Here is a 23,833-nt window from a genome sequence, read left to right on the forward strand (position 1 = left end):
CCGGGAGGTTGTCCGAACACTGCGGACGCCAAGGGGAGAGGAGAGTGTCCGCTCCTTGCCACTCTCAACGCATAGCGCACCGGGGGCCTTGCGGCAAGGCCCCCGTCGTGCCGCAGAATTGCCGACCTGAGCCAGAGCAGCGGAAACAGGAGTCACGAATGCGTGTGGTGTTGTCGGCGTACGGGTCGCGCGGGAGCGTCGAACCGATAGCGGGACTCGCGGTGCGGTTGCGGGAGCTCGGCGCGCAGGTGCGGGTGTGCGCGCCGCCGGATGAGGAGTTCGCGGAGCGGCTGGCCGTGGTCGGCGTGGAGGTGGTGCCGACCGGCAATCCGGTGCGCCCGTTGGTGACCTCGGTGACGCCGGGGTCGGCGGTGGGTCTGGCGCAGCGCGTGGCCGAGTTGATGGACGCCCAGTTCGACACGCTCGCCGCCACGGCCGAGGGGTGTGATGTGCTGGTGGCGACCGGCCCGTTGCCGGCCACGACCGGCGCGCGGTCGGTGGCCGAGAAGCTGGGCATCCGCTACGTGCACGCGAGCCACCAGCCGGTCCTCCTACCGTCGCCGTACCGCCGGCCGCCCGCGCGGCGGGGCCAGTCCTTGCCGACGGATGTGACCGACAATCAGGCGCTGTGGGACCAGGACGCCCAGATCGCGAACGCGATGTTCGGCGAGATGCTCAACACCCGACGGGCGTCGGTCGGCCTGCCGCCGGTGGACAACGTCCGCGACTACGCCTTCACCGACCAGCCGTGGCTGGCCACGGACCCGGCCCTGGACCCGTGGCAGCCGACGGACCTCGACGTGGTGCAGACCGGCCCGTGGGTCATTCCCGACGAACGCCCGCTCCCCGCCGACCTGGTGGCGTTCCTGGACGCCGGCACGGCACCGGTGTACGTGGGCTTCGGCAGCACGCCCGTGAGCGCCCCGCAGGACGTCGCCCGGGCGGCCATCGAGGCGATCCGCGCGCAGGGCCGCCGCGCAGTGCTCTCCCGCGGCTGGGCCGACCTGGCCCTGATCGACGACCGGGACGACTGCTTCGTCGTCGGCGAGGTCAACCACCAGGCACTGTTCCGCCGGGCGGCAGCCGTCGTGCACCACGGCGGTGCGGGCACCACGACGACCGCCACCCTGACCGGCGCGCCCCAGGTGGTGGTACCCCAGGGGGCGGACCAGCCGTACTTCGCCGGCCGGGTGGCCGACCTGGGCATCGGCGCGGCACACGACGGTCCGACCCCGAGCACCGAGTCCCTGTCCGTCGCGCTCAAGGCGGCCCTCACCCCCGAGACCCGCGCGCGGGCGGCCGCCGTGGCCGGCACCTTCCGCACCGACGGGGCGACGGTGGCCGCGAAGCTGCTGCTCGACGCCGTCGGCCAGGATCGGCCGCCGGTGTCCGCGTAACCACGCGCGATCGCCGAACCAGGGGTGGTGCGGCCCGGCGCCGGGCTGCACCACCGCCTCGGCGTGCCCTTCCGCGGGGGCAGGCACACCGTTCGTCCGCGTCGATCCCTGGCATCGGCCACATCAGTCAATTCACATCAGCTTAGGAATGATGGCTGAAATTCATTCTGGTTTACGTGTCGTGCATCTGACAGTGTTTCGACCGCACCGCCGTAGACCTGCCGGTCCCGTCGTCCCGGGGCGGGCAGCGCACCGCGGTTCTTTGCCATCGGGGCCGTCGAGCGACCATGCCGGAAGGACAGGTGTGCAATGAAGAGCCAGATCAGCCGACTGTGGAGCGGTACGGCGCCGAGATTCGTCCGCAGCCGGATCGCCGCGATGGCGGGGGTGGTGGCGCTGATGGCTTCCGTCATCCTCGTCGGCGCCTCCGCCGGCACAGCCGGCGCCGCCACCAACGGAGAACTGCGCTGGCCCGCCGGCCAGTGGTCCTGTTCGGGGGCGCCCGTTCCGGCCGGGTGGGTCATCACCGGCCACAACACCGGCGGCTGCAACGGCGCCGGCGCCTGGTACCAGCAGCCCGTCCAGGACGGGATCTGGACGTGCTCCGGCTCACCGATCGTGCCCGGGTACGTCATCACCAACTACGACAGCCGGGGCTGCGACGGACTCGGCGGCTGGTACCACCAGATCGTCCACAACAACATGTGGACGTGCTCGGGCTCACCGATCGTGCCCGGGTACGTGATGACCAGGCACACCATCGCCGGATGCAACGGCATCGGTAGCTGGTTGCACGAGCAGATCTACCCCGGGATCTGGGCCTGTTCGGGATCGCCCATTCCTCCCGGCTACCGAATCACCGTGTTCAGCTCCTATGCGTGCGACTTCGTCGGCGCGTGGCAGATGGCCCGCGCCTGACCTCGACCGCCTGACCCGGATCGCGGAACACCGACCGCGAACTCCGACCGCGCAACACCGGAGGCACCGCGTACCCCGCGGTGCCTCCGGTGCAGCCGCGCGACCTCCTCGGCGCCGAACCCGTGTGCGGTTCAGGAGGCCGGTCCGGCTGTGCGTCCTGGTCCTGTACGGCGCCACCGCGGACTCGGGGCAAATGCCGGGACGACGGTCCTTCGACGGCCACCATGAGAGCGTACGAGTTCGACGGCCGCTTGTGAGGTGTCCGCGTGTCTGGCATGACGAGGCTGGTGCCCGCGTCACTGCGCGGGTACCGGCGGGCGTGGCTGAGCCGGGACGTGCTCGCCGGGGTGGCGCTTTCCGCGGTCGCGATCCCCGAGGTCATGGGCTACACGTCGATCGCCGGAATGCCCATCGTCACCGGCCTGTACACGCTGATCTTCCCGGCCATCGCGTTCGCGCTGCTGGGCTCGTCGAAGCTGCTCGTCGTCGGTGCGGACTCCGCCACGGCGGCGATCCTCTCCGCCGGCCTGCTCGGACTGGGGATCGCCGACCTCACACCGGGCTCGCCGCAGTGGGTCGGGCTGGCCGGCCTGATCGCCCTGATGTCGGGCGCCGTCCTGGCTGCCGCGCGCCTGCTCCGGCTCGGCTTCCTCGCCGACTTCCTGTCGGCCACCGTCCTGATCGGCTTCCTGACCGGCGTCGGCATCCAGGTGGCGACGGCTCAGATTCCCGACCTGCTCGGCATCCCCGGCGGCCGCGGCAACTGGTTCCAGCAACAGTGGTCCTGGCTGTCCCGACTCGACGAGGTCTCCTGGCTCACCTTCGCCTACGGCGCCGCCACGATCGTGATCATCGTGGGCTTCAAGCGGTTCCTGCCCAGGTTCCCCGGCTCCATCCTCGCGGTGGTCGCGCTGATCGCCCTCTCCACGGCGACCGACGCCGCCGGCCACGGGGTCGCGGTCGTCGGTGCCGTCGAGGGCGGCTTCCCGCCGATCGGCCTGCCGTCCGGACTGACCCCCGGCGACGTGCCCCAGGTCTTCTCGGTGGCGGTCTCCTGCTTCGTCCTGATCCTGGCCCAGAGCGCGGCGACGTCGCACAGCTTCGCCACGAGGCACGGCGACCGCGTCGACATCGACCGCGACCTGGTCGGCCTCTCGGTCGCCAACGTCGCCGCCGGGCTCAGCGGGACCTTCGTCGTCAACGGTTCCCCGACCAAGACGGAGATCCTGGACCAGCAGCGCGGCCGGACGCAGGTCGCCAACCTCACGATGGCGTTGATCTCGCTCCTGGTCGTGCTGGTCCTCACCACGCTGCTGGCCGACATGCCCCTCGCGGTGCTGGCCGGCATCGTCTTCCTGGTCGGCCTCGACCTCGTCGACGTGAGCGGCTTCCGACGGATCTATGCCCGGCGCCGCAACGAGTTCGTCGTCGCCGTGGTCACCGCCGTGGCGGTGTTCAGCATCGGCGTCGAGCAGGGCGTCCTGCTGGCCCTCGCACTGTCCCTGTTCGAGGTCATCCGGCGGGAGTACCGCCCCAAGGACTTCGTGGTCGGGGTCACCGAGGAGGGCGTACCCACGTACACGGTCGCCGAGCCCGGCATCGAGAGCGCGCCCGGCCTGATCGTCTTCCGCTTCAACGCGGAGCTCTTCTACGCGAACGCGAGCCGCTTCGCCGACGAGGTCAAGGCCCTCGTCGACGACGCACCCGATCCGGTGCGCTGGCTGGTGCTCGACGCCGCGGGGATCGCCGACGTCGACTACTCCGCCGGGCTCCGCCTGCACAGCCTCCTCGACTTCCTCGCCGCACGCCGCGTCACGTTCGTCCTCGCGCGTCCCGACGCGGCCCTGGTGGACACCCTGAAGGTCTACGAGCTGTGGCAGCGGATCCCGCCCGAGCACGTCTTCGGCAACCTGATCGACGCCGTCAGGGCGTATCCGGCCGGCGGATCGCCTCCCGGTGCGCCCGACGAGCCGCCGGCCGGCTGAGACCCGCCGGAGCCGGGCCGTCGGGGTAGTCGGGGAGCGTGATGTTCTCGGCGGTCCTACGGGCGATCCTGGCGGCCATGTTCTTTCCCGGCAGGTAGGGCATGACCTTGTAGTAGCGGTTGAGGACCGAGGCCATCAGGCGGCTGTCGGGGACCATGAGCTTGGCGACGCCCTCTCCCATCTTCTGGCAGCCGGTCGCGTACTCGCGCAGCCGCTCCTGGTAGCGGGCGTAGGCGATGCGGTGGTCGCCGTCGGCGGCGGCCAGCTCTCCGGCGAGCACGTACGCGCCGACCAGGGCGAGGCCCGAGCCCATGCCCGACAGGGAGGAGGGGCAGTAGGCGGCGTCGCCGACCAGGGCGACCCGGCCACGCGTCCAGGTGTCCATGTGCACCTGCCCGACGGAGTCGAAGTAGAAGTCGGGCGCGTACCGCATGTCGTGCAGCAGCCGGTCGCTCTGCCAGCCGTTGCCGGTGAAGTGCTCGGCGAGGACGGCCTGCTGGCGCACCACGTCCCGGCGGTCCAGACCCAGGTCCGGTGAACCGAAGTAGAGGACTGGCCTTGGCCTCGGTGTTGTGGCGCGCGCTGTACATCGCGGCGAGCTTGCCGGCGGTGCGGTAGGCGTGCCCGGTGTGGTCGAGGCCGAGGTGGTTGGCGGTGGTGAAGATCGCGCAGTAGACGCCGAGGTGTTCGACGAAGCGCTCCTCGGGGCCGAAGGCCAGCCGGCGGGTGTTGGAGTGCAGCCCGTCGGCGCCGATCACCAGGTCGAACCTGCGCGGGGCGGCCCGCTCGAAGGTGACGCTCACGCCGTCGGCGCCCTCGGTGAGTGAGGTGACGGAGTCTCCGAAGAGGTACTCGGTGTGGTCCTTGGTGGCGTCGTAGAGGATCCGCGCCAGGTCGCCGCGGAGGATCTCGAGATCGCCGGCGAACAGGTCGGCGGGCAGCTCGGCCTGCGGCTTGCCGGCGCTGTTGACGTAGGACATCGAGCCCGTGCCGGTACGGACGCGTTCGAGCTCTCCCAGGATGCCCATCCGGCGCAGGATCGACAGATGCGCCTCACCGCGGAAGTCGACGGCGTAGCCGCCCTCGCGAAGCGCGGGGGCGCGCTCCACGATGACGGGGTCGAAGCCGTGGCGGTGGAGCCAGTAGGCGAGGGCGGGGCCGGCGACGGAGGCGCCGGAGATCAGCACGTTGCGGTTCTTCATGCGGGTGAGCCTGCCGGGAGGTGGTCACCGCGGGCTCACCGCCGGCTCACCGCCTCGACGACGCTCTCGGGAAGGCCGAGCAGGCGCAGCACGGCCGGGGCGTCGTGGCCGACCTCGGCCACGGATTCGGCAGCCGCCCGGTAGCGGGTCCGGGCCGTGGCGTGGTCACCGCGCAGTTCGGCGACGCGGGCGAGTCCGGCGAGCGTACGCACCCGGTTGCCGAGGGCCTTGATCCAGTGCGGGTCGATCCGTTCCAGCGCCTCGGAGTACAGCCGCTGCGCCGTGGTCAGGTCGCCGTCCGACAGGGCGAGGTCGGCCTGCCCGCGCAGGGCGGCCGCGAGGCCGTCGGCGCTGCCGGCGCCGACGGCCAGCTCCGCGGCTCGCGCGTAGTCGGCGCCGGCCGCCAGGAGGTCGTCGGCGGCGAACTGGTCACCCCGGTTGACCAGGAGGTCGGCGGCGTCCTCCAGGGCGCCGAGCTGTTCGGTCAGGGCGAGGGCCCGATCGGTCAGCGCGACCGCCTCCAGTCGATCGCCGCGCCCGGCGGCCAGTCCGGCGAGCATGTCCAGGGCCAGCGCGGTTCCCCAGCGGTCGCCGAGCGCACCGAACGCGTCACCGGCCAGCGTGAAGGCGTGCTCGGCCTCCGGGGTGTCGCCCGCACCGAGGAATCCGAATCCCGACACGTACCGGGCCACCGCCCGCGCCCACGGTTCGGGGCAGTCACGCTGCGCCGAGACCAGCTCGAACGCGCTCTGCCGGTCAGCGGCCTGAGCCTGGCCGGCGTTGCGCATCATCCACACCAGGAGCGCGACCGGGTAGCTGCCTGCCCGCTCGCCCGGCCACGCCGCGGCCAGCGCCGCTTCGGCCGCGGCACGGTGCTGCTGCCAGACCGGCTGCCCGGCACCGCCGGACGCCGCGAGCAGCACGCACACCGCGTACTCCTCACCGAGGCCGGCCGGGGGCCGGTCACCGATCGTCTCCAGCAGTGCGGCGGCGTGGGGCGCCACCGACGTGGACGCGCCACGGATCCACAGGTAGGCCGAGGCCGAGGCCAGCAGCTCCAGGGCCGCCCCCGCCTCCCGCGCCGTGACGGCCCAGCGCACCGCCGTCAGCAGGTCGTCGTGCACGGCGGAGACGACCGGCAGCCACTCCAGCTGTTCGGCCGTCCGCAGGTACGGGTCGGCGGTCCGGACCAGCTGCCGGATGTACCGGGCGTGGGCGCGCCCGGCCACGTCCTGCTCGCCCGCCGCCGCCAGCTGTTCGGCGGCAAAGGTACGGATCGTCTCCAGCATCCGGTACCGGCCGCGGCCGGCCTGCAGGAAGGACTTGTCGGCCAGCGACTCCAGCGTCTCGCCGTCGGTGTCGCACACCTCCGTCGCCACCTCGGCCGACGCGCCGCCGGTGAAGACCGCGAACCGTCGGGCGGCGCGCCGCTCGGAATCGGAGAGCAGGTCCCAGCCCCAGGCGACCACCGAGCGCAGGGTCCGATGGCGCTGGTCGGTCGTACGGGTGCCGCGCGCGGCGATCCCGAGCAGGTCGTCCAGCCGTCCAGCGAGGTCGGCGATCTCCAGCGTGCGCAGCCTGGCCGCGGTCAGTTCGATGGCCAGCGGCAGGCCGTCCAGCGCCGTGCAGATCCTGCGCACGAGAGCGGGATCGGCCGCGAAGCCGCGCCGCACGGCGGTGGCCCGGTCGGTGAACAGCCGCACGGCCGCGTCCTCGTCGAGCGGCCCCACGTACTGCAGGCTCTCGCCGATGATGCCGAGCGGCTCGCGACTGGTGGCCAGGACCCGCAGCCGTGGGCAGGTCGCCAGCAGCCGCGCCACCAGCGCGGCGCTCTCCTCGACGAGGTGCTCACAGTTGTCCAGGACGAACAGGAGCACCCGGTCGGACAGCGCCGTGATCAGCCGGTCGAGCGGTGCCCGCGCACCGTCCAGGTGGAGCCCGGTCTCCCGTAGGCCGAGCGCGCTCAGGAGCGCCTGCGGCAGCGCGGCGCCGTCGCGCAGCGGGGCCAGCTCGACGAAGCACACCTCGTCGGCCACACTGCCGGCGAGCTCGACGGCCAGCCGGGTCTTCCCGACACCGCCGGGGCCGACCAGGGTGACCAGACGGGCCACCCGCAGCAGCTCCGCGGTCACGTTCACCTCGCCGGCGCGGCCCACGAAGGAGGTCAGTTGCGCCGGCGGCGCGGCCGGCGACGGCGCCGGGTCTGCGCTCAGCAGCTCCCGGTGAAGGGCGGCCAGTTCGGCCGAGGGGTCGGCGCCGAGCTCCTCGGCCAGGTGCCGCCTGGTCTCCTCGAACACCACCAGTGCCTCGGCCTGGCCGCCCTCGGCGAACAGCGCGCGCATCAGCAGCACGGCCAGCTGCTCCCGGAGCGGGTGACGGCCGACGAGCTCGCGCAGTTCCGGTACGGCCGCGCGGTGCTCGCCGAGGCGCAGCGCCCCCTCGAACCGGTCCTCCAGCGCTGCGAGCCGCAGTTCCTCCAGCCGTACCGCTGCCGCCCGGGCCGACTCGCGTTCGGCGATCTCGGCCAGCGCGGGCCCCCGCCACAGCCCGAGCGCCTCGCGCAGCAGCGCGACCGCCCGGTCCGCGTCGCCGTCCCGCAGCGCGGCACGGCCCTGGCCGGCCAGCCGCTCGAACCGGCAGGCGTCCACGGCGTCCGGCTCGACCGCGATCCGGTAGCCCGCTCCTGCCCGCTCGATCGCCGCCGTCGGTCCCAGCGCCGTCCGCAGCCTGGACACCTGGGACTGTACGGCGTGCGCCGACAGCGCGCCGGCCGGGTCGACCTCCTCGGCCAGCCGGTCGGCGGAGACCACCTCACCGGGGCGGACCAGCAGCAGGGCCAGCAGCGCTCGACGGGCCGGTCCGCCGAGCGGAATCTCGGCCCCGTCGTCGCGCCACGCCTTGGTCTCACCGAGGATTCCGAACCGCATGCGGGTGATTATCCATCAGATACGATCATGCCGGCACGATGGGGCCGAGGTACGTCCCGCCCGACACGTCGATGGTCTGGCCGGTCACCCAGCGCCCCTGCGGGCCCGCCAGGAAGCCGACGACGTCGGCGACGTCCTCCGGCTCACCGAGCCGCCCGAGCGCGGTGATGGCCTCCAGCCCCGCGACCACCTCCGGAATCGCGGTGTGGCCCGCCGTCATGTCGGTCCGCACGGCGCCGGGCGCCACCGTGTTCACCGTGATCCCCCGCCGCCCGAGTTCATTGGCCAGCGACGGGGCCATCGACTCCAGCGCCGCCTTGCTGACGGTGTAGGCGATCTGCGTGGAGACGGCGAACCGGCTGGCCATCGAGCCCATGTTGATGACGCGGCCACCGTCGTTGAGCTGCGTCAGCGCCCGCTGGATGACGAAGAACGGCGTGCTGACGTTGATCGCCCACAACCTCTCGAACTCCTCCGGGGTGACCCCGGTGATCGGGTTTCCCGAGAGGATGCCCGCGTTGTTGACCAGGATGTCCAGGCCGTCCGCACCGTGTGCCGCCAGCCCCGCGGTCAGCCCCTCGAACAGCCGGTCCACCGCGGCGTCCTCGCCGAAGCGGGCCTGGACGGTGAACGCCCGGCCACCCGCGGCCTCGATCCGCGTCACGGTCTCCTTGGCGGCGCCCTCGTTGCCGCCGTAGTGCACGGCGACCAGGGCGCCCTCCGCGGCCAGCCTGAGCGCGACCGCCCGCCCGATCCCCCGCGACCCGCCCGTCACCAGCGCCGTCTTGCCGGTCAGCTCACCCATGATCATGCTCCCTCGTCGTGGCCGGCCCTCGGCGGATCCGGCGATGACCAGAGACTGCCGACGACCGCTCACCGCGCCCTCACCGCCGGCTCACCGCCGGCTCACCGCCCGGAGACCGGGGTGCGCCGCCGGGTGTCGAGGCCGACGCGGACGGGGCCGCTCACCGCGTCGCAGGTCGTTGCTTCACCTCGATCCGTCCGGGACCGGGGCCGCGCCGGCCTCGGGCGGCATGCACCCGAAGGCGGCCCGGACGTCGGTCATGGTGCGGCCGGCCTCGTGGAGCGCCTGCGGGAGGTGGTGCGCCACGGCCTCGACCAGCGCCCGAATGTGATCCCGGTCGACATGCCGGGTGAGGGTGAAGCGCAGGCCCGACTTCTTGAGGGGGACGACGGGGAAGGACGACTGGTTCACATAGAACCCCTCGTCGAGCATCCGCCGCACCATGCTGTAGCTCACCTCGGGCTCGCCGAGTCCGATGAAGTAGACCGGTGTCCGGGGGTCGGAGACGACGGGCAGGCCGGCGGCGGCGAGGAGCTCGTTGCAGTACTCCCGGCGCTCCGCCAGTTCCCTCTGGAGGCCTTCGATGTGGTCGGAGAGATGGATCCTCGCCGAAGCGATCGCCGCCCCGAGCATCGGAGGCGGAAGCGGGTGGGAGTACATCAGCGGCCCCCCGTTGACCTGGACCTTGTCGAACGCCCGCTCGGTGGGAAGCACGGCGACGCCGCCGATGGTCCCGAAGCCCTTGGCGAGTGTCGTGACGAGCACCACGCGCTCGCTCAGGCGCCTGCCGAGCTTCTCGAAGACGTAGCCCGCACCGTGCCGCCCGTACCAGCTCATGCCGTGCGCATCGTCCACATAGAGGTGCAGCGAGGGGTACGCCGTCATCAGCCGGACGAGGTCCTCGACCGGCGCGACGTCACCGAACATCGAGTACACGCCGTCCAGCAGATACCAGACCCGCTCGCCGGTGGCCCGCGAGCGCCGGAGCCGCCGCTCCAGCGCGGCCAGGTCGCCGTGCCGCACCATCGCGAGCTCGACCCCCTGCTGCCGGACGAGCTGGGCGGCCGTCTGGACGCTGAAGTGGACCTGCTGGTCCAGCACGGCGACGTCGCCGGCCCCGAAAAGCGCCGGCAGCACCGAGATGTGGCACAGCGACGTCGAGGAGTACACGAGCACCGGGTGACCGGCGTACATCTCCCGCAGCAGTGCCTCCAGTTCGAGGTTCAGGCCGGACGCCACGTACGAGCGTGAGACCGAGAACTGGACGCCGAAGCGCTCGATCGCGTCAACGGCGCCACGCCGGATCCGCTCATCCTGCTCCAGGGAGAGATAGCCACAGGTACCGAAGTTGACCAGATCCCTGCCCCCGATCCGCAGGTACGTGCCCGCGGGCGCGTCGAGCCCGGTCGTCAGATGGCTGGTGCCCCGCCTCATCGCCTCCGCGATCAGCCTCTCGGCGGTGTCGGCAGAACTCTGGTACGGCACAGTGGCCATAGCGGCTTCCCTTCGGACCATACGCCGGTCGGACTATGGGATTAACGCCGGACATCCGCGAAGGTTACGGGGAGTTGAGCGAGTCGGCGGGGCTCTCCCCTGCGCGGCCCGGAACCTCCGAACCGCCCCGGGACGGCAGGACTTGAACCCGCGCCCCTTGGTCCCCACTCGACACAACCACGGGGCCACGGGCCCGCGGCGGGGCCGGAGAACGGCTGCGACCTGCACGGCCTCCTGCTCGGGCGAGGCCGAGCGCCGTCTACGCTCGGGGGACGTCGACCGGGGAGAGGGCGAACGCGAGTGGGCAGCTGGGAGAACGCGATGAACGCGGCCGGGATCAACGACCCCGGACTGCGCGATGACTACAGCCGACAGCTCGGGCAGGTCACGCGGTACAAGCGGGAGGCCGTGCTGGCCGCAAGACTCCTCCTGCCGGCACGGCTCGTGCCGCACGTGATCGCGGCCACCGCCTACATGCATCGCACCGACAGCCTGCTCGACAGCGGCCCCCTCGACGACCGGAGAGCGGCCTACACGCACTGGGAGCAGGAGGTCGCCGACAGCCTCACCACCGGTGCGACCGGCAACCCCGAACTGCGCCCGCTGCTGAACACCGTCGCCGCGCACCCCGCCCTGCGCGGCCGGGCGCAGGAGTACCTCGCCGGGGCCGTCGCCGACCTCGACTTCGCCGGATTCGCCACCGAGGCCGACTACCAGCACTACGTGGACGGCTACTCACTGCCCGCGTTCATGGTCGTCGCCACCCTGCTCGGCCCGGACGGCGACCAGAGGGCCTACCGCGCCGCCTGTCGCACCTTCATCGACGCCGGCCAGCGGCTCGACTTCGTCAGCGACCTCGCCGAGGACCTGGCCGACGGCCGCCTGACGATCCCCGCGCAGACCCTGAACCGGCACGGGGTCACCCGCACCGATCTGGAACAGGCCCGCGACCTCCCGGCCGTCCGGGCGCTGATCGCCGACCAACTCGACCAGGTCGACCGCACCCTCGCCGAGGGCCGCGCCGTGGTCGGCCTCGTCCCACCCGCCCACCGGCCCATGGTCCGCTGCATGATCGGCCTGGACGAACTGACCAGCGCCGCCGCCCGCGCCGACATCCCCGCCCTGCTGCGCCGCTCGGCCGGCCCGCCCAAGCTCGCCGCCCTTCGCCTGCTCGGCGCCGAATACCTCCGGGCGCGCCGCGTGAGGCGCTGAGCGTCGTATCCGAACCGTCGCGACGGCACGCCGTTTCCCCCGACTCGCCGCGCAGTCCGCCCGGCTGTGCGCCACCGCGGCCGCGTCCGGCAGCGGCGCGTCCACCTCGATCGGGCCGGCATCGCGCTCGCGACCGACCCTCGGGCCGTCGCCTCCCGATGAGGCCGTCGGCCGGGATCCCGGCCGACGGCCTGAGGAGGCCCGGGGGCGCGGAGCGGTACGGACCCGGCCCGGGCTGTCCACTACTTGAACAGGCGGTCACCGCCGGTGGCCATGCGATGGGTGGCGCCGTGGCGGTTCACCCAGTCACGGACGAGGTTGACGGCGTTGGCGCACTGCCAGCTGTTGTCGTACTCGCGCACTCCGGTGAAACTGCCGTAGCCCGCGATGATGCCGTCCACGCCCGCATCGCCCAGCAGCTTGTCGACGTACCACGGATCGTTGTAGGTGGTCGTCCAGGACAGCGTGGCCGCGAGCTGTCCGGCGGCGCGGTCCCCGGCGCCCTTCTTCAGTTCCGCGCACGTGTTGTAGGTGGCTTCCGTGCAGTTGCCGAACCCCTTGGCGATGTTGCTGTCGCCGTAGTCCATCACCCGGCGACCGGCCGGAATCGCGGCACCGGACCGGTTGTACGCGCTCCGGACCTGATCACGGGTCCCCGTCGTCGTGATGCCCTCCAGGTGGCCGAGCCTGCCTTCCAGGCTCTGCCAGCCCCTGCCGCCGACGTCCGGGGTGCTGCCGCCGTGGTACTCGTAGAAGCCGTAGAGCACCTGGATCCCGGCAGCCGTCAGCCGCTGCGCCTTGTCGCGCAGTCCGGCGACGCTGCACCCGCGGTTCTGCTGTTCCCCGCAGTAGTTAGGGTCCTTGATGTCCAGCCAGACCAGCGCCAGCCGACGCCCTGCGTTGGCATGGGAGACGATGCGGTCGATCATGCTGTCGAAGCCGGGGCCCAGCCGGGCGTCGCCGGCCGAGGAACAGTCGTGGTAAGCGCGCCATTCATTCGGATTCCACCAGGCACAGACGTCTATCTCGATGCCGTTGGCGCCGTGGTTGAGCGCGGCGTCCACGCCGTCGAGGGTGTCGACCCGGTGCGCGATGGCGTAGATCGGGTGACGCTGATCGGCTGCTGCCGCGGGGGTCGTACCGAGCACGGTCACACCGATGATCCCGCACAGCACTGCCATCAGCGCCGATAAGATCCGCGGGCCGGCACCATGCCTGAGGTGAGTGGTCAAGGAACGTACTCCTTCATGTCGGTGTCCGGGCAAGGGTGGACCATGAGCGGCGGACAACCCTCTCCGCCCACCCCGGTGTGTGGCGGGAGATCAATCCTGAGGCCGCGGCGCCTTCCAGGCTCCGACCGCGGAGCCGAGGTGGCGCGCCGACCACGGAAGGCGCCGGCACGCCACCTCGGTTGGGGCAGCTCCGCCGAGGGCCCCAGGGCCGATCGGTCGTACCCACTCTGCCCCGAATCCACGGGCTGCGCGAGGAACCCGGTCGGATCTCGGCCAAGCGAAGGCTCCCCTGGGACGGGACGGAGTCCGACGTGAGGGTTGCTGCGTGACAGGGTGCGCAATACTGTAACGCGCACGACGCGGGACGTCGTCGGAGCGGGCAACACCGCCAGGGACTTCGCGGGCCCGACGAGTCCCTCTCTCAGCAGCTCGGAGCACGCCATGCACCCCTTCCTCGACCACCCGGGGCCGCTCGCCTTCGCGCACCGGGGCGGTGACCTCGGCCGCCCCGAGAACTCGCTCGCCGCTTTCGAGGCGGCCGTGGCCCTCGGGTACCGCTACCTCGAGACGGATGTGCACGCCACCCGCGACGGTGTGCTGGTGGCGTTCCACGACTCCCGCCTCGACCGGGTCACCGACCGCACCGGGGCGGTGGCCGAACTGCCCTGGGGCACCGTCAGGCAGGCCCGGATCGATGGCACCGAGCCGGTGCCACTGCTGGAGGACCTGCTCGGCGCGTTCCCCGAGGCCCGCTTCAACGTCGACGTCAAGGCGGCGCCGGCCGTCGGGCCGCTGGTCGGGGCGATCCGGCGGACGAACGCCTGGGACCGGGTCTGCGTCGGCGGCTTCTCCGACACCCGCCTCGCAGCCGTCCGCGCCGCCGCCGGCCCCCGGCTGGCCACCTCGCTCGGCCCGCGCGAGGTGGCCCGGCTCCGGCTGCGCTCGCTGGCCGGGCCGCTGGTGCGGGGACCCGGGGCGCCGTTCGCCGGGGTGTGCGCACAGGTGCCGGAGACGCACCGGGGCGTGCGGGTCGTCGACCGGGCCTTCGTCCGCGCCGCCCACCGCCTCGGCCTCCAGGTGCACGTCTGGACTGTGGACGATCCCACACGGATCAGGGCTCTCCTCGACCTCGGCGTGGATGGCATCATGGCCGATCGCATCGACGTCCTGCGGGACGTCCTCGGCGAGCGCGGCTGCTGGACCAACGGCAGCACCGGCTCCAGCACAGTGACAGGAGCCTCATGAACACCACGGTCCACCTGCCGGAACACCCGGCCACCACCACCGACGACCGCGCCCTGCGCCGGATGCAGTTCGGCTGGTACATCAACGACTGGGCCAACGCCGCCTTCTCGGCCACCGTCCTGACCGTGTTCCTCGGGCCGTACCTGAGCTCGGTGGCCAAGAACGCCGCCGACGCGGCCGGCGACGTGCACCCGCTCGGCCTCTCCATCCGCGCGGGGTCGTTCTTCCCGTACACGGTCTCCTTCTCCGTGCTGGTCTCGGTCTCGGTGATGCTGCTGACCGGGACGGTCGCGGACCGCACCGGGCGGCACAAGGAGCTGATGTGCGGCTCCGCCTACGTCGGCGCGATCGCCACGATGGGGATGTTCTTCCTCGACGGTGACCGCTACCTGCTCGGCGGCGGGCTGCTGGTGGTCGCCAACATCGCGTACGCGGTGTCGGTCGCGCTCTCCTACGCCTACCTTCCGGGCCTGGCCTCCCCCGACGAGCGCGACGCGGTCTCCTCCAAGGGCTGGGCGTACGGGTACGCGGGCGGCGGCCTGCTGCTGATCGCCAACCTGGCACTGTTCGAGGGCCACGACGCACTCGGCCTGGCCTCCGGCACCGCCGTGCGGATCTGCCTGGCCTCGGCCGGCCTGTGGTGGGCGCTGTTCACCATCGTTCCGATGCTGCGGTTGCCCTCCCGGGCCGGTGTGGCCCCCGACCGTGCCGAGGCCGCGCCCGACCGGACCACCACCGGCAGTCTGCGCGAACTCGCCCGCACCCTGCGCGGCATGCGCGACTACCCGCTCACGCTCCTCTACCTGGGCGCCTTCCTCTGCTACAACGACGGCATCCAGACCGTCGTCTCCCAGGCCTCGCTCTACGGCAGCGAGGAGCTCGGTATGGACCAGACCTCGCTGGTCGCCGCCGTGCTCCTGGTCCAGATCGTGGCGATCGGCGGCGCACTGCTCCTCGGCCGGATCGCCCGCCGGTACGGCGCGAAGCGGACCGTCCTCGGCTCGCTGGTCGGCTGGGTGGTCACCCTCGCCCTCGGGTACCTCATGCCCGCCCACCAGCCCGCCTGGTTCTTCGCCCTGGCCTGCATGATCGGCCTGGTACTCGGCGGCAGCCAGGCGCTCTCCCGCTCGCTGTTCTCCCACCTCATCCCGGCCGGCCGGGAGGCCGAGTACTTCAGCGTCTACAAGGTCAGCGACCGTGGCACCAGCTGGATGGGCCCGCTCGTCTTCGGGCTCGCCTACGAGATCACCGGCAGCTACCGCTCGGCGATCATCTCGCTGCTGGTGTTCTTCGTGATCGGCTTCGCCGTGCTGGCGAAGGTCCCCGTCCGCCGCGCCATCGAGGCCGTCGGCAACCCCGTCCCCGAGCGGCTGTGACGGCCCGGCCCGCGGTGGCTCAGTCCGACCGGTCGGTCGTGAGGGTGCTGCCGGGGTCAGCAGGACAGCAGGGCCGAGGTCCCGCCCAGGTCGGCCCTCGTCCTCGGTGAAGCGGCACGCCGCAGTTCCCTGAGGAGCGGACCCCGGCCTGGCCGATGCGCTCGCGCCGCCCGGCCCGCGACCACGAGACCTGAGACCTGTCCGGCCGGTCTAGAGGTAGCACCGCCGATACCTTGCGCTGCCGACGATCCGGCCGACCCGCAGGGCGAATTGGGCCATCCACGCGGCGCGACCGTCCGCAGAGCCGACCAGGTCGGGGGCGTGTACCAGCATCCTCCACCAGGCCCGGGCGACGTCGCCCGGCCGCGAGGAGGGCATGCCGTGGCCGGCGAAATCCTGGTAGAGCTTGGGGTGCGAACGGCCGTAGCGGTAGAGCTGGCGCGCGATGGCCCGGGCATCACCGCGGAGCCGGTAGTGCACGACGGCGTGGGGCGAGAAGGCCAGGCGGTACCCGGCCAGTTGGGCCCGCCAGAAGAACTCGACGTCGTCGCTGCCATAGCGGTAGCTCTCGTCGAAGCCGCCCAGGCGGCTCCACAGCTCCTTGTGGAATCCGCAGTTGGCTCCCGCCGGGTACGGCAGGAAGCCGAAGGTGTCGAGCAGCGCGTCGGCCTCCTTCGGCGGGCGCGCGGCGAGGGCCACCCGCGCGTTGAGCAGGCGGCGTTCGAGCGCACCTCCGACGGCCGGGCTGGTTCGCAGGACGTCGACCAGGCCGGCCATCCATCCGGGGGCCACCACGTCGTCCGCATCGCAGCAGAGCACGAAGTCACCGTGCGCGCACCGGCAACCGATGTTGCGCGCACGGTTGACGCCGCAGGCCCCGGCGACGTCGACCACCCTGAGCTGCGGCATCGACTGCTGCCAGGACCGCAGGAGTGCGCGGGTGCCGTCGCTCGATCCGTTCTCGACGACGATGAGCTCCCACAGGTCCGGATAGGTCTGCCGACGCAGGGCCGCCAGCTGCGTGGCGATCGTCAGCTCGGCGTTTCGTGCCGGCATGACGACCGAGACCAGGCCCACCGGACGGACGTTCCCGTTCATCGGGCGCTCCGCGCGGCAGGGCTCGGTGCCCGGACGGCGCGGATCACGGCAGCGGTGTCGCGCAGATCCGCCAGCACCGAATCAGCTCCCGCCTCCCGCAACGCCGCGCCGCTGCTCATGCCCGAGGCGACGGCGATCACCCTCGATCCGCCGATGCGTCCCGCGTGCACGTCCTGCGGAGTGTCGCCGATCAGCAAGGTGCTCCCGGAATCGAAGTGGTGCCCGTACACGGCCGCCGCGCGCCGCCGGGCCACCGGGAGGAGAGCGGCCCGCTCGCACGCGTCGTCGCCGTACGCGCCGACTTCGAGATCCAGGAATTCCGCCAGCCCGAACAGCCGCAGCTTCAAGGCGGCGTTGGCCCGGAGATTCCCGGTGAGCACGGACTGGGTCACCTCGCGCTGTGCCCGCAACGCCCGCAGGGCCTCGACGGCACCGGGCAGGACCCGTCCGACCGTACGGAGTTCGGCGGCCCGCCGACGCAGTTGCGTGGCCAGCTCGGAGGTGACCCGGCTCTGTTCGACCCCGTGAACACCGTGCCGGGCGAACAACTCGTCCATGATGTCCAGCTCGGTGCGGCCTGCGGTGACGACCCGGTGGCGGGCCGGCCTGCCGGTGAGGTGTTCGAACGCGAGCGGGTAGACGGCCTCGCAGACGGCCCCGCCGTCGATCAGCGTGCCGTCGATGTCCCACAGGAGGAGGATCCGCCTCATACCCGGGCTGCCCGCCGCCCAGGAGTCGGCCCGGTCGCGAACGGGCCCCGCCGCGCGGTGCAGGCCGCGCCGTGCCTGGCGGCGAGGTCCAGTGCCTCGGCCGTGGCCGAGCCGTTGGCCAGCGCGTACGTGAGGACGGCCGCGAAGTTGTCCCCGACTCCGTAGGTGTCCACCAGGGGGCCCGGTGCGCGGGCGGGTCGGTAGCGCCGCGGGGGCCGGCCACCGTAGGTGAACACACCGCCGCGGTGCCCCTCGGTGCTGACCACCAGGTCCGGCGGCCTGCACAGTAGCGCCGGGTCGTAGCGCTCGGCCGGGTCGCAAGCACTGCCCACCAGCGCGTCGACCCTGACACCGGACTCCAGCACGGTGGTGAATTCACGCGCCGTCACCACGAGCACCCTGGCCTGACGGGCCCGGCGCAGCAGGGCAGCGTCCCCAGCGGTGAAGAACACCGCGTCGAAGGAGGCCAGTTCCCCCCAGTCGAGGGCATCGGCCGCGGCGGGTTGCAGGCGTTCGCCCAGGGTGACGGTGGTGCGTTCACCGGACCGGTCGACCATGCTCACCGCCTCACGAGTGGGGCCGACCCGGGAGGCGGCCAGCACCCGTACGCCGCGGTGTTCGAGTTCCGCGCGCGAGCGTCGCCCGGCGTGGTCGTCGCCGAGGGCAGTGAAGAACGTGCAGCCGCCGGCCAGTTCGGCCAGCCGGACGGCAGCGACCGCGCCACCCCCGGCCGGGCCCCGCCAGAGCCGCTCCGCGTGGATCACCTCACCGGCGACGGGCACCTGGTCAAGACCTGCGATCGTCGTCCACTCGACGTGTCCCACCACGGCCACCCGCGGCCAGCCCGAGGGAGCCGCCGTACCGGCGAAGCGGAGGTCTTCGTCCATTGCTCCTCGACTCTCGCGTGCTCCTCGACCCTGGCACCGGCCCTTCGTCGGCACCGCTCCAAGTCGATCACCGGCTGCCCACCCGCGCCGCGCGAAATACTCCAACAGAGGGTACGTTGACGAACCATGAATGGCGAGCAGGTGCCGGCTCCGTGATGATGGGACCTGCTGGCGCCCCGGATCCGTGTACTAACTCCTGGCCGCATGGTCGTCGCCGCTCGACGGAGGTGAACGTGAAGGAAGTTCATGCGGTCCTCTTCGATTTCGACGGGACGCTGTGGGATCCGGAATCCGAGATCTTCCGCGCCCACGCGGAGATCTTCCTGGAATTCGGCCATCGGCTCCCGATGGATGTGTGGTCGTCACTCGTCGGCACCATCGGGTTCGACCTGTGGACGCACCTCGAACGGCTCACCGGGCGCACGGTGGACCGACGGGAGGTACAGGAGCGGGTTCGCCGCCGGCAGCGGGAACTGCTCGGCGGGCTGTCCAGCCGGCCCGGGGTGGACCGGACCCTGCGGGCGGTCGACGCGCTGGGAATCGCCCGTGGGATCGTCAGCAACTCGACCCGGGAATGGATCACCCGATACACCCGGCAGTGTGGTATCGCCGAGGGCTGGAGCACGGTGCAGTGCGCCGACGGCGACCGTACCAGCGCGAAACCCGCACCGAACCTGTACGTCGCGGCGCTCGCCTCCCTCGGAATCTCCGCCGGGCGGGCGGTTGCATTCGAGGATTCACCGAGTGGCGTGCTCGCAGCGAAACGGGCCGGCATCCGGTGCGTCGCCATACCGAACTCGATAACCGCCTCTCTCGACCTCCGTGAGGCGGATCTGCGTTTCGAATCGTTCGATCAGATCGATCTGCCAGGAATTCTCAAAGGGGAGTCGATGGAACAGGTCAGCACTGCGGTATCGAAGAGTCCGTCCGCGACAGACGTCGCAGACGTTCTTCAGCACTACTACTACCTGCCGGACAAGCTCCGGGTGGTCAGGGGCGAGGGTGTCCACCTCTACTCCGATGACGGTCGGCGCTATCTCGACTGCTCCTCGGGGACGTTCAACCTGAGCCTGGGCTACGCCCACCCCGAGATCGTGGCGACTGTGCGCGAGCACGCCGGCCAGCTCATCCACGTCACCTCCAGGTTCCAGACCGAACCGCTGAACGCGCTGGTGTCGAAGCTGGCCGAGGTCTCGCCGCCGAACCTCACCCGGGTACACCTGAAGTCGGCGAGCGGCTCCGACGCCAACGAGAGCGCGGTGAAGATCGCCCAGGTCCACACCGGGAACTCCGACGTGATCACGCTCTTCCGTGGGCACCTGGGCCAGACCCTCGGCATGATCGGCGCCTCCGGCGCCGCGTTCCGGCGCACCCCCTTCCCCTCGCACCTCCCCGGTGTCGTGCACGTCCCCGATCCGCACTGCCTGCGCTGCTTCTACGGGCAGGAACGGGCCACCTGCGGCCTGATGTGCGTCGAACGGATCAACGACTTCATCGACTACGCGAGCACCGGCCGGGTGGCCTGTGTGGTGCTGGAACCGATCAGCGGCAACGGCGGCAACGTGGTCCCGCCCGACGGCTATCTGAAGGCGCTCAAGGAGCTGTGCGAGGAGCGCGGCATCGTGTTGGTCTTCGACGAGATCCAGACCGGGTTCGGGCGCACCGGCCGTATGTTCGCCGCCGACCATTTCGGTGTCACCCCGCACATGATGACCTTCGGCAAGGGGCTCGGCGGCTCCGGGATGCCCATCGCCGGCATCCTGACCGAGGACCGGTTGGCCGGTGTGGAGGGGCACCACATCAACTCGACCTTCGGCGGCAACGTGCTGGCCGCCGCGGCCGCCCTGAAGACTCTTGAGATCATCGGCCGCCCCGGGTTCCTGGAGAACGTGCGAGCCGTCGGCGCGTACGTGCTCGACCGGCTGCGCGACCTGGCCACGAAGGTGCCGTTCGTTCGGGAGGTCCGCGGCGTGGGGCTGATGATCGGCATCGACATCGTGGACCCCGCGGGCCGGCCCGACGCCCGGCTCACCAACCACCTGGCCGAACTCGGCATGGACCACGGGCTGCTGCTGCGGACCTCGCTGTACGGGCACGGCAACGTGCTGAAGGTCCGGCCTGCGCTGATCATGACCCGTCAGGAGGCGGACGAGATGTGCGATCTGCTGGAACGACTCTTCCTCTCGGTCTCATCATGAGGGGCCTGGTCCAGGAGCTGTCCCGGCGGATCCGGGCGGCCGTCCGCACCGGCCTGCACGACGTCGGCAGCCGCTACGTGAAGGGCACGGCGAAGGGGGGAGACGCCGAGTTCCCCGTCGACGTGCTCGCCGAACGCGCCGCCTGGGACTTCCTGAGGGAGCAGAGCGAGCCCGTCGCCGTCTACACCGAGAGCGAGGGGCTGCGCACACTCGGCCGGAACCCCGCGTACGTTCTGATCATCGATCCGATCGACGGCACCCGCGGTGCCGCCGCCGATCTGGAGATGGCCTGCGTGTCCATCGCCGCGGCCCCCTTCGGCGAGGCGCCCGTCATCGGGGACATCCGGTACGCGATGCTCCAGGAGATCAAGTCCGGCAACTGGCTCTACGCCGACACCCGAGGGGCCGGGATCGAGTCCGGCGGCTTTCCCGCTCCGGTGCCCCGGCTGTCGCCCGTCGCCGATCTCGATCGCATGTTCTGGTCGCTGGAGTTCAACGGCCACCCGGCGGAGTTGATGACCGGTGCCTACGGCCACCTGATCGACGCCTCGGCCAACACCGGTGGCGTGTACGTGTTCAACAGCGCGTCCTTCTCCATCTCGCGGATCATCACCGGACAGATGGACGCCTACGTCGACATCGGCAACCGGCTGCTCCGCGACCGCCCCGCCACCGAGGCGGACTTCCGCCGGGTCGGCCACGGGAGCATCCTGCATCTGTTCCCGTACGACATCGCGGCTTCGGTGTTCCTGGCGGAACGAGCCGGTGTCACCATCACCGACGCCTACGGCAAGCCGCTGCACGACACCCTGCTGCTGGACATCAGCCCGCTCAACCAGCGGTCGTGCATCGCCGCCTGCACACCGCAGCTGCACGCCGCGCTGATCGACTCGATCCGCTGGTAGGCGGGGCGGCGGAGCTCAGCGAGGAGACACCTGTGGTGACCGATCGCCGGCACGTCATGGCCACGGCCTCCCGCCCGGCCGGCGGGTGGACCGACGAGGCGGCCCTGGCGGCCGTCACCGACACCCTGGGCCTCGGGGTGGCGTACGAGATCCTGGACGGCGGATCCCCGGCCCGGGTGTACCGGGCCACCACCTCGGCCGGGGAGGACCTGGCGGTCAAGGTCCTGGTGCCCGCGCCGGGCGCCGTGGACGGCCACGACCTGGTGTCCTTTCGCCGCAAGCTCGGCCAGATCGAGCTACTGCGCACCCTGGCACCGCGGCTGGCGGCGCACTACCTGCCGATCGTGCACGTCGTCGACGGTGACGGATGGTCGGCCTGTACGACGCCGTTCTACGACTCGGCGGACCTGGCGGCGCCCCTGCGGGAGTCGCCGCAGGGCACCCAGGAGTTCTTCGACCGGTACACGGCACTCGTCGGGGCCCTGGTCCTGGACGGGTACGCCGTGCAGTCCCACCCCACCCCGGCCGGGTACGTGGCGGAAACCGTCGTGGGCCGGTTCCTCCGACGGCTGCCCGTGCTGCGAGCGGCGCTGCCCGCCGACCTGATGACCGCCGAGCGCCTCACCGTCAACGGCGTGCCGTGCGAGGCCCCGCACCTGGTGCTGGAACGCCTGGCGGGCCGGCTGGCCCAGGTGGCGCCGGCCAGGTTGATGGCCCCCGCCCACGGGGACGCCAACACCCGCAACGTACTGCTGTCCGCCCGCCCCGACGCGGCAGCGGAAGACTTCCGGCTCATCGATCCGCGCGGCTCCACCGAGCCGTGGGATCCGGTCTACGACCTGGCGAAGACGCTGTTCAGCCTCAGCGTGTGGGATCCCGCGCTCCGGCTGGGCTTCTCGGTGCGCAGGTCTCAGCGGTACGGCTACCGGGTGGGGTTCCGGCAGCCGGCCTTCCCGGGCTACCGCGCGGCGATTCACCGGTTCCTGCCCCACCTGGAGTCGTGCGAGAGCCTGTCGGGCTTGTTCCGCGACGATCCGGGCTGGCTGCAGCGGCTCCTGCTCACGCACGACCTGCATGTCCTGGCGGAGGCGCCGTGCCGGCTCTCGGACCGCAAGCCCAAGCCCGACCTGCGGGGAAGGGACTCCGCACCCGCGGAGCTCGCGCTCGGCCACTATCTGCTCGGCACCCTGCTGATCAACGACCTCGCCAGGCAGCTCGGCCGTGCCGGGCACGTGGACGCCGGGAGCCACCTGGCTCTGGTGACCGACCACCTCCCCAGCGGATGACGTGCCGCTCAGCCCGCACCGCAGATGGCAGGCCATCAGGTGGGCGGCAACCCCGCCAGATGGGCGAGCGCGGAGTCCAGTCCCGGGCCCAGCAGGCGGTGCCGGGTGCTGCGCAGCACCAGCCGCGGCGGGCGGCGGCAGCCGGAGTGGGCCTCCTGACCGTGGGCTGCCACCACCCGGGTAGGCAGGTCCAGTGCCCGCTGAACTCTGGACATCAGCTCGAACCGGGTCACCACATCGCTGCCGCCGTAGTGCACGACACCCGTGCGGTCCCACAGCCGGGCCAGGGCCGGGCCGAGGCTGGGAAGGTAGACGGGGGCGCAGACCAGGTCCGTGCGGGCGGTGGACGTCGGCCGGGCAAGGCGCGCCAGGAAGGTGTTCGACCAGGGCCCGCGTCCGAAGACGAGGGGGATCCGGACGATCAGGTGTCCGCCGTCGGCGAGCAGCATGTCCTCGGCTGCCGCCTTCGTCCGCCCGTAGACGTTGACGGGGGATCGGGGGTCCTCCTCGGTGTACTGGTGGCGGGTGCCGTCGAAGACGTTGTCACTGGACAGGAAGACCAGCTTCGCGGCCGAGCCGCGCACGGCATCCAGCAGCACCTCGACGGGACGGACGTTGAGGCGGTGGGCCAGCTCCGGGTCGGCTTCGGCCGCCTCCAGCGGGACCAGGCCGGCCGCGTGGACGACCAGGTCGAAGCCGTCGGCCACCAGCGCCGCCAGCCGCCGCTCGTCGCGCAGGTCCACGTGGACCAGCCCCGCGATCGGCCGGTTGGCGAAGGTGCCGACGACCTCGTGACGCGGTCTCAGGGAGGTCCACAGGCCGCCCCCCACGAACCCCGACGCGCCGAGCAGCAGGATCCTCGGGCGCGGGCTCGAAGGGGGTTCACTCCCGCCCGACCGCCGGAACAGGCTCATATCGGGCATTCTATGACACTGCTGGCGAGAGACTCCGTGGGA

The 23,833-nt window shown here is 71.8% G+C and carries 19 protein-coding genes and 1 pseudogene; 10 read left to right on the top strand and 10 right to left on the bottom strand.

Annotated elements, in window-relative coordinates; translation table 11 throughout:
* The first annotated feature begins 158 nt into the window (after positions 1-158).
* The 3 genes from ACIBH3_RS07905 to ACIBH3_RS07915 all read left to right on the top strand — a co-directional run bounded on the left by ACIBH3_RS07905 (position 159) and on the right by ACIBH3_RS07915 (position 4,300).
* Positions 159-1,397: a glycosyltransferase gene (locus ACIBH3_RS07905; RefSeq protein WP_396311039.1), complete on the top strand. Its 1,239-nt coding sequence runs from the start codon at positions 159-161 to the stop codon at positions 1,395-1,397.
* 309 nt (positions 1,398-1,706) lie between these two features.
* On the top strand, positions 1,707-2,315 hold the full coding sequence (locus tag ACIBH3_RS07910; protein WP_396311040.1) for a hypothetical protein: 609 nt from the start codon (positions 1,707-1,709) through the stop codon (positions 2,313-2,315).
* A gap of 275 nt (positions 2,316-2,590) precedes the next feature.
* Positions 2,591-4,300 (top strand): SulP family inorganic anion transporter, encoded by a 1,710-nt coding sequence (locus ACIBH3_RS07915; RefSeq protein WP_396311307.1) that lies wholly within the window; start codon positions 2,591-2,593, stop codon positions 4,298-4,300.
* On the opposite strand, the gene ACIBH3_RS07920 is transcribed toward ACIBH3_RS07915, so the two are convergent.
* Complete coding sequence (locus tag ACIBH3_RS07920) at positions 4,239-4,808, bottom strand: FAD-dependent monooxygenase (protein WP_396311041.1); 570 nt, start codon at positions 4,806-4,808, stop codon at positions 4,239-4,241. The genes ACIBH3_RS07915 and ACIBH3_RS07920 overlap by 62 nt on opposite strands.
* A gap of 121 nt (positions 4,809-4,929) precedes the next feature.
* Here ACIBH3_RS07920 and ACIBH3_RS07925 point away from each other — a divergent pair, with 121 nt between their 5' ends.
* Positions 4,930-5,127 carry a hypothetical protein gene (locus tag ACIBH3_RS07925; RefSeq protein WP_396311042.1) on the top strand — a complete coding sequence of 66 codons (198 nt, stop codon included), beginning with the start codon at positions 4,930-4,932 and terminating at the stop codon, positions 5,125-5,127.
* On the opposite strand, the pseudogene ACIBH3_RS07930 reads toward ACIBH3_RS07925, so the two are convergent.
* The 4 genes and pseudogenes from ACIBH3_RS07930 to ACIBH3_RS07945 all read right to left on the bottom strand — a co-directional run.
* A pseudogene (locus ACIBH3_RS07930) lies at positions 5,080-5,502 on the bottom strand (FAD-dependent monooxygenase); the annotation flags it as partial. The gene ACIBH3_RS07925 and the pseudogene ACIBH3_RS07930 sit on opposite strands and share 48 nt — an antisense overlap.
* Positions 5,503-5,537: 35 nt before the next feature.
* The gene (locus tag ACIBH3_RS07935; RefSeq protein WP_396311043.1) at positions 5,538-8,429 is read right to left on the bottom strand and encodes a BTAD domain-containing putative transcriptional regulator; all 2,892 of its coding nucleotides are present in this window, start codon (positions 8,427-8,429) and stop codon (positions 5,538-5,540) included.
* 25 nt (positions 8,430-8,454) lie between these two features.
* Complete coding sequence (locus tag ACIBH3_RS07940; RefSeq protein WP_396311044.1) at positions 8,455-9,234, bottom strand: SDR family NAD(P)-dependent oxidoreductase; 780 nt, start codon at positions 9,232-9,234, stop codon at positions 8,455-8,457.
* Positions 9,235-9,417: 183 nt separating this feature from the next.
* On the bottom strand, positions 9,418-10,728 hold the full coding sequence (locus ACIBH3_RS07945; RefSeq protein ID WP_396311045.1) for an aminotransferase class I/II-fold pyridoxal phosphate-dependent enzyme: 1,311 nt from the start codon (positions 10,726-10,728) through the stop codon (positions 9,418-9,420).
* A 300-nt stretch (positions 10,729-11,028) separates the two neighbouring features.
* On the opposite strand from ACIBH3_RS07945, the gene ACIBH3_RS07950 reads away from it, so the two are divergent.
* Positions 11,029-11,940, top strand: coding sequence for a squalene/phytoene synthase family protein (locus tag ACIBH3_RS07950; RefSeq protein WP_396311046.1), 912 nt, complete (start codon positions 11,029-11,031; stop codon positions 11,938-11,940).
* Positions 11,941-12,182: 242 nt separating this feature from the next.
* On the opposite strand, the gene ACIBH3_RS07955 is transcribed toward ACIBH3_RS07950, so the two are convergent.
* Complete coding sequence (locus ACIBH3_RS07955) at positions 12,183-13,172, bottom strand: phospholipase (protein WP_396311047.1); 990 nt, start codon at positions 13,170-13,172, stop codon at positions 12,183-12,185.
* A 441-nt stretch (positions 13,173-13,613) separates the two neighbouring features.
* Here ACIBH3_RS07955 and ACIBH3_RS07960 point away from each other — a divergent pair, with 441 nt between their 5' ends.
* Complete coding sequence (locus tag ACIBH3_RS07960) at positions 13,614-14,417, top strand: glycerophosphodiester phosphodiesterase (RefSeq protein ID WP_396311048.1); 804 nt, start codon at positions 13,614-13,616, stop codon at positions 14,415-14,417.
* Positions 14,414-15,793 (top strand): MFS transporter, encoded by a 1,380-nt coding sequence (locus ACIBH3_RS07965; protein ID WP_396311049.1) that lies wholly within the window; start codon positions 14,414-14,416, stop codon positions 15,791-15,793. Before ACIBH3_RS07960 ends, ACIBH3_RS07965 begins: the two co-directional genes overlap by 4 nt.
* 210 nt (positions 15,794-16,003) lie before the next feature.
* On the opposite strand, the gene ACIBH3_RS07970 is transcribed toward ACIBH3_RS07965, so the two are convergent.
* From ACIBH3_RS07970 to ACIBH3_RS07980, 3 genes are read right to left on the bottom strand one after another with little or no spacing between them, the layout of a single operon-like run.
* Positions 16,004-16,891: a glycosyltransferase gene (locus ACIBH3_RS07970; protein WP_396311050.1), complete on the bottom strand. Its 888-nt coding sequence runs from the start codon at positions 16,889-16,891 to the stop codon at positions 16,004-16,006.
* The gene (locus ACIBH3_RS07975; RefSeq protein WP_396311051.1) at positions 16,888-17,601 is read right to left on the bottom strand and encodes an HAD family hydrolase; all 714 of its coding nucleotides are present in this window, start codon (positions 17,599-17,601) and stop codon (positions 16,888-16,890) included. Before ACIBH3_RS07975 ends, ACIBH3_RS07970 begins: the two co-directional genes overlap by 4 nt.
* Positions 17,598-18,488 carry a PfkB family carbohydrate kinase gene (locus tag ACIBH3_RS07980; protein ID WP_396311052.1) on the bottom strand — a complete coding sequence of 297 codons (891 nt, stop codon included), beginning with the start codon at positions 18,486-18,488 and terminating at the stop codon, positions 17,598-17,600. Before ACIBH3_RS07980 ends, ACIBH3_RS07975 begins: the two co-directional genes overlap by 4 nt.
* 155 nt (positions 18,489-18,643) lie before the next feature.
* Here ACIBH3_RS07980 and ACIBH3_RS07985 point away from each other — a divergent pair, with 155 nt between their 5' ends.
* From ACIBH3_RS07985 to ACIBH3_RS07995, 3 genes are read left to right on the top strand one after another with little or no spacing between them, the layout of a single operon-like run.
* The gene (locus ACIBH3_RS07985; RefSeq protein ID WP_396311308.1) at positions 18,644-20,686 is read left to right on the top strand and encodes an aminotransferase class III-fold pyridoxal phosphate-dependent enzyme; all 2,043 of its coding nucleotides are present in this window, start codon (positions 18,644-18,646) and stop codon (positions 20,684-20,686) included.
* Positions 20,683-21,591, top strand: coding sequence for an inositol monophosphatase family protein (locus ACIBH3_RS07990; protein ID WP_396311053.1), 909 nt, complete (start codon positions 20,683-20,685; stop codon positions 21,589-21,591). Before ACIBH3_RS07985 ends, ACIBH3_RS07990 begins: the two co-directional genes overlap by 4 nt.
* A 35-nt stretch (positions 21,592-21,626) precedes the next feature.
* Complete coding sequence (locus ACIBH3_RS07995) at positions 21,627-22,877, top strand: hypothetical protein (RefSeq protein ID WP_396311054.1); 1,251 nt, start codon at positions 21,627-21,629, stop codon at positions 22,875-22,877.
* Between the two features lie 35 nt (positions 22,878-22,912).
* Here the strand turns inward: ACIBH3_RS07995 and ACIBH3_RS08000 are convergent, their stop codons facing one another.
* On the bottom strand, positions 22,913-23,791 hold the full coding sequence (locus ACIBH3_RS08000) for an SDR family oxidoreductase (protein ID WP_396311055.1): 879 nt from the start codon (positions 23,789-23,791) through the stop codon (positions 22,913-22,915).
* Between the last annotated feature and the right edge of the window lie 42 nt (positions 23,792-23,833).

This window comes from Kitasatospora sp. NPDC050543 (assembly GCF_044457565.1).
GTDB lineage: Bacteria > Actinomycetota > Actinomycetes > Streptomycetales > Streptomycetaceae > Kitasatospora.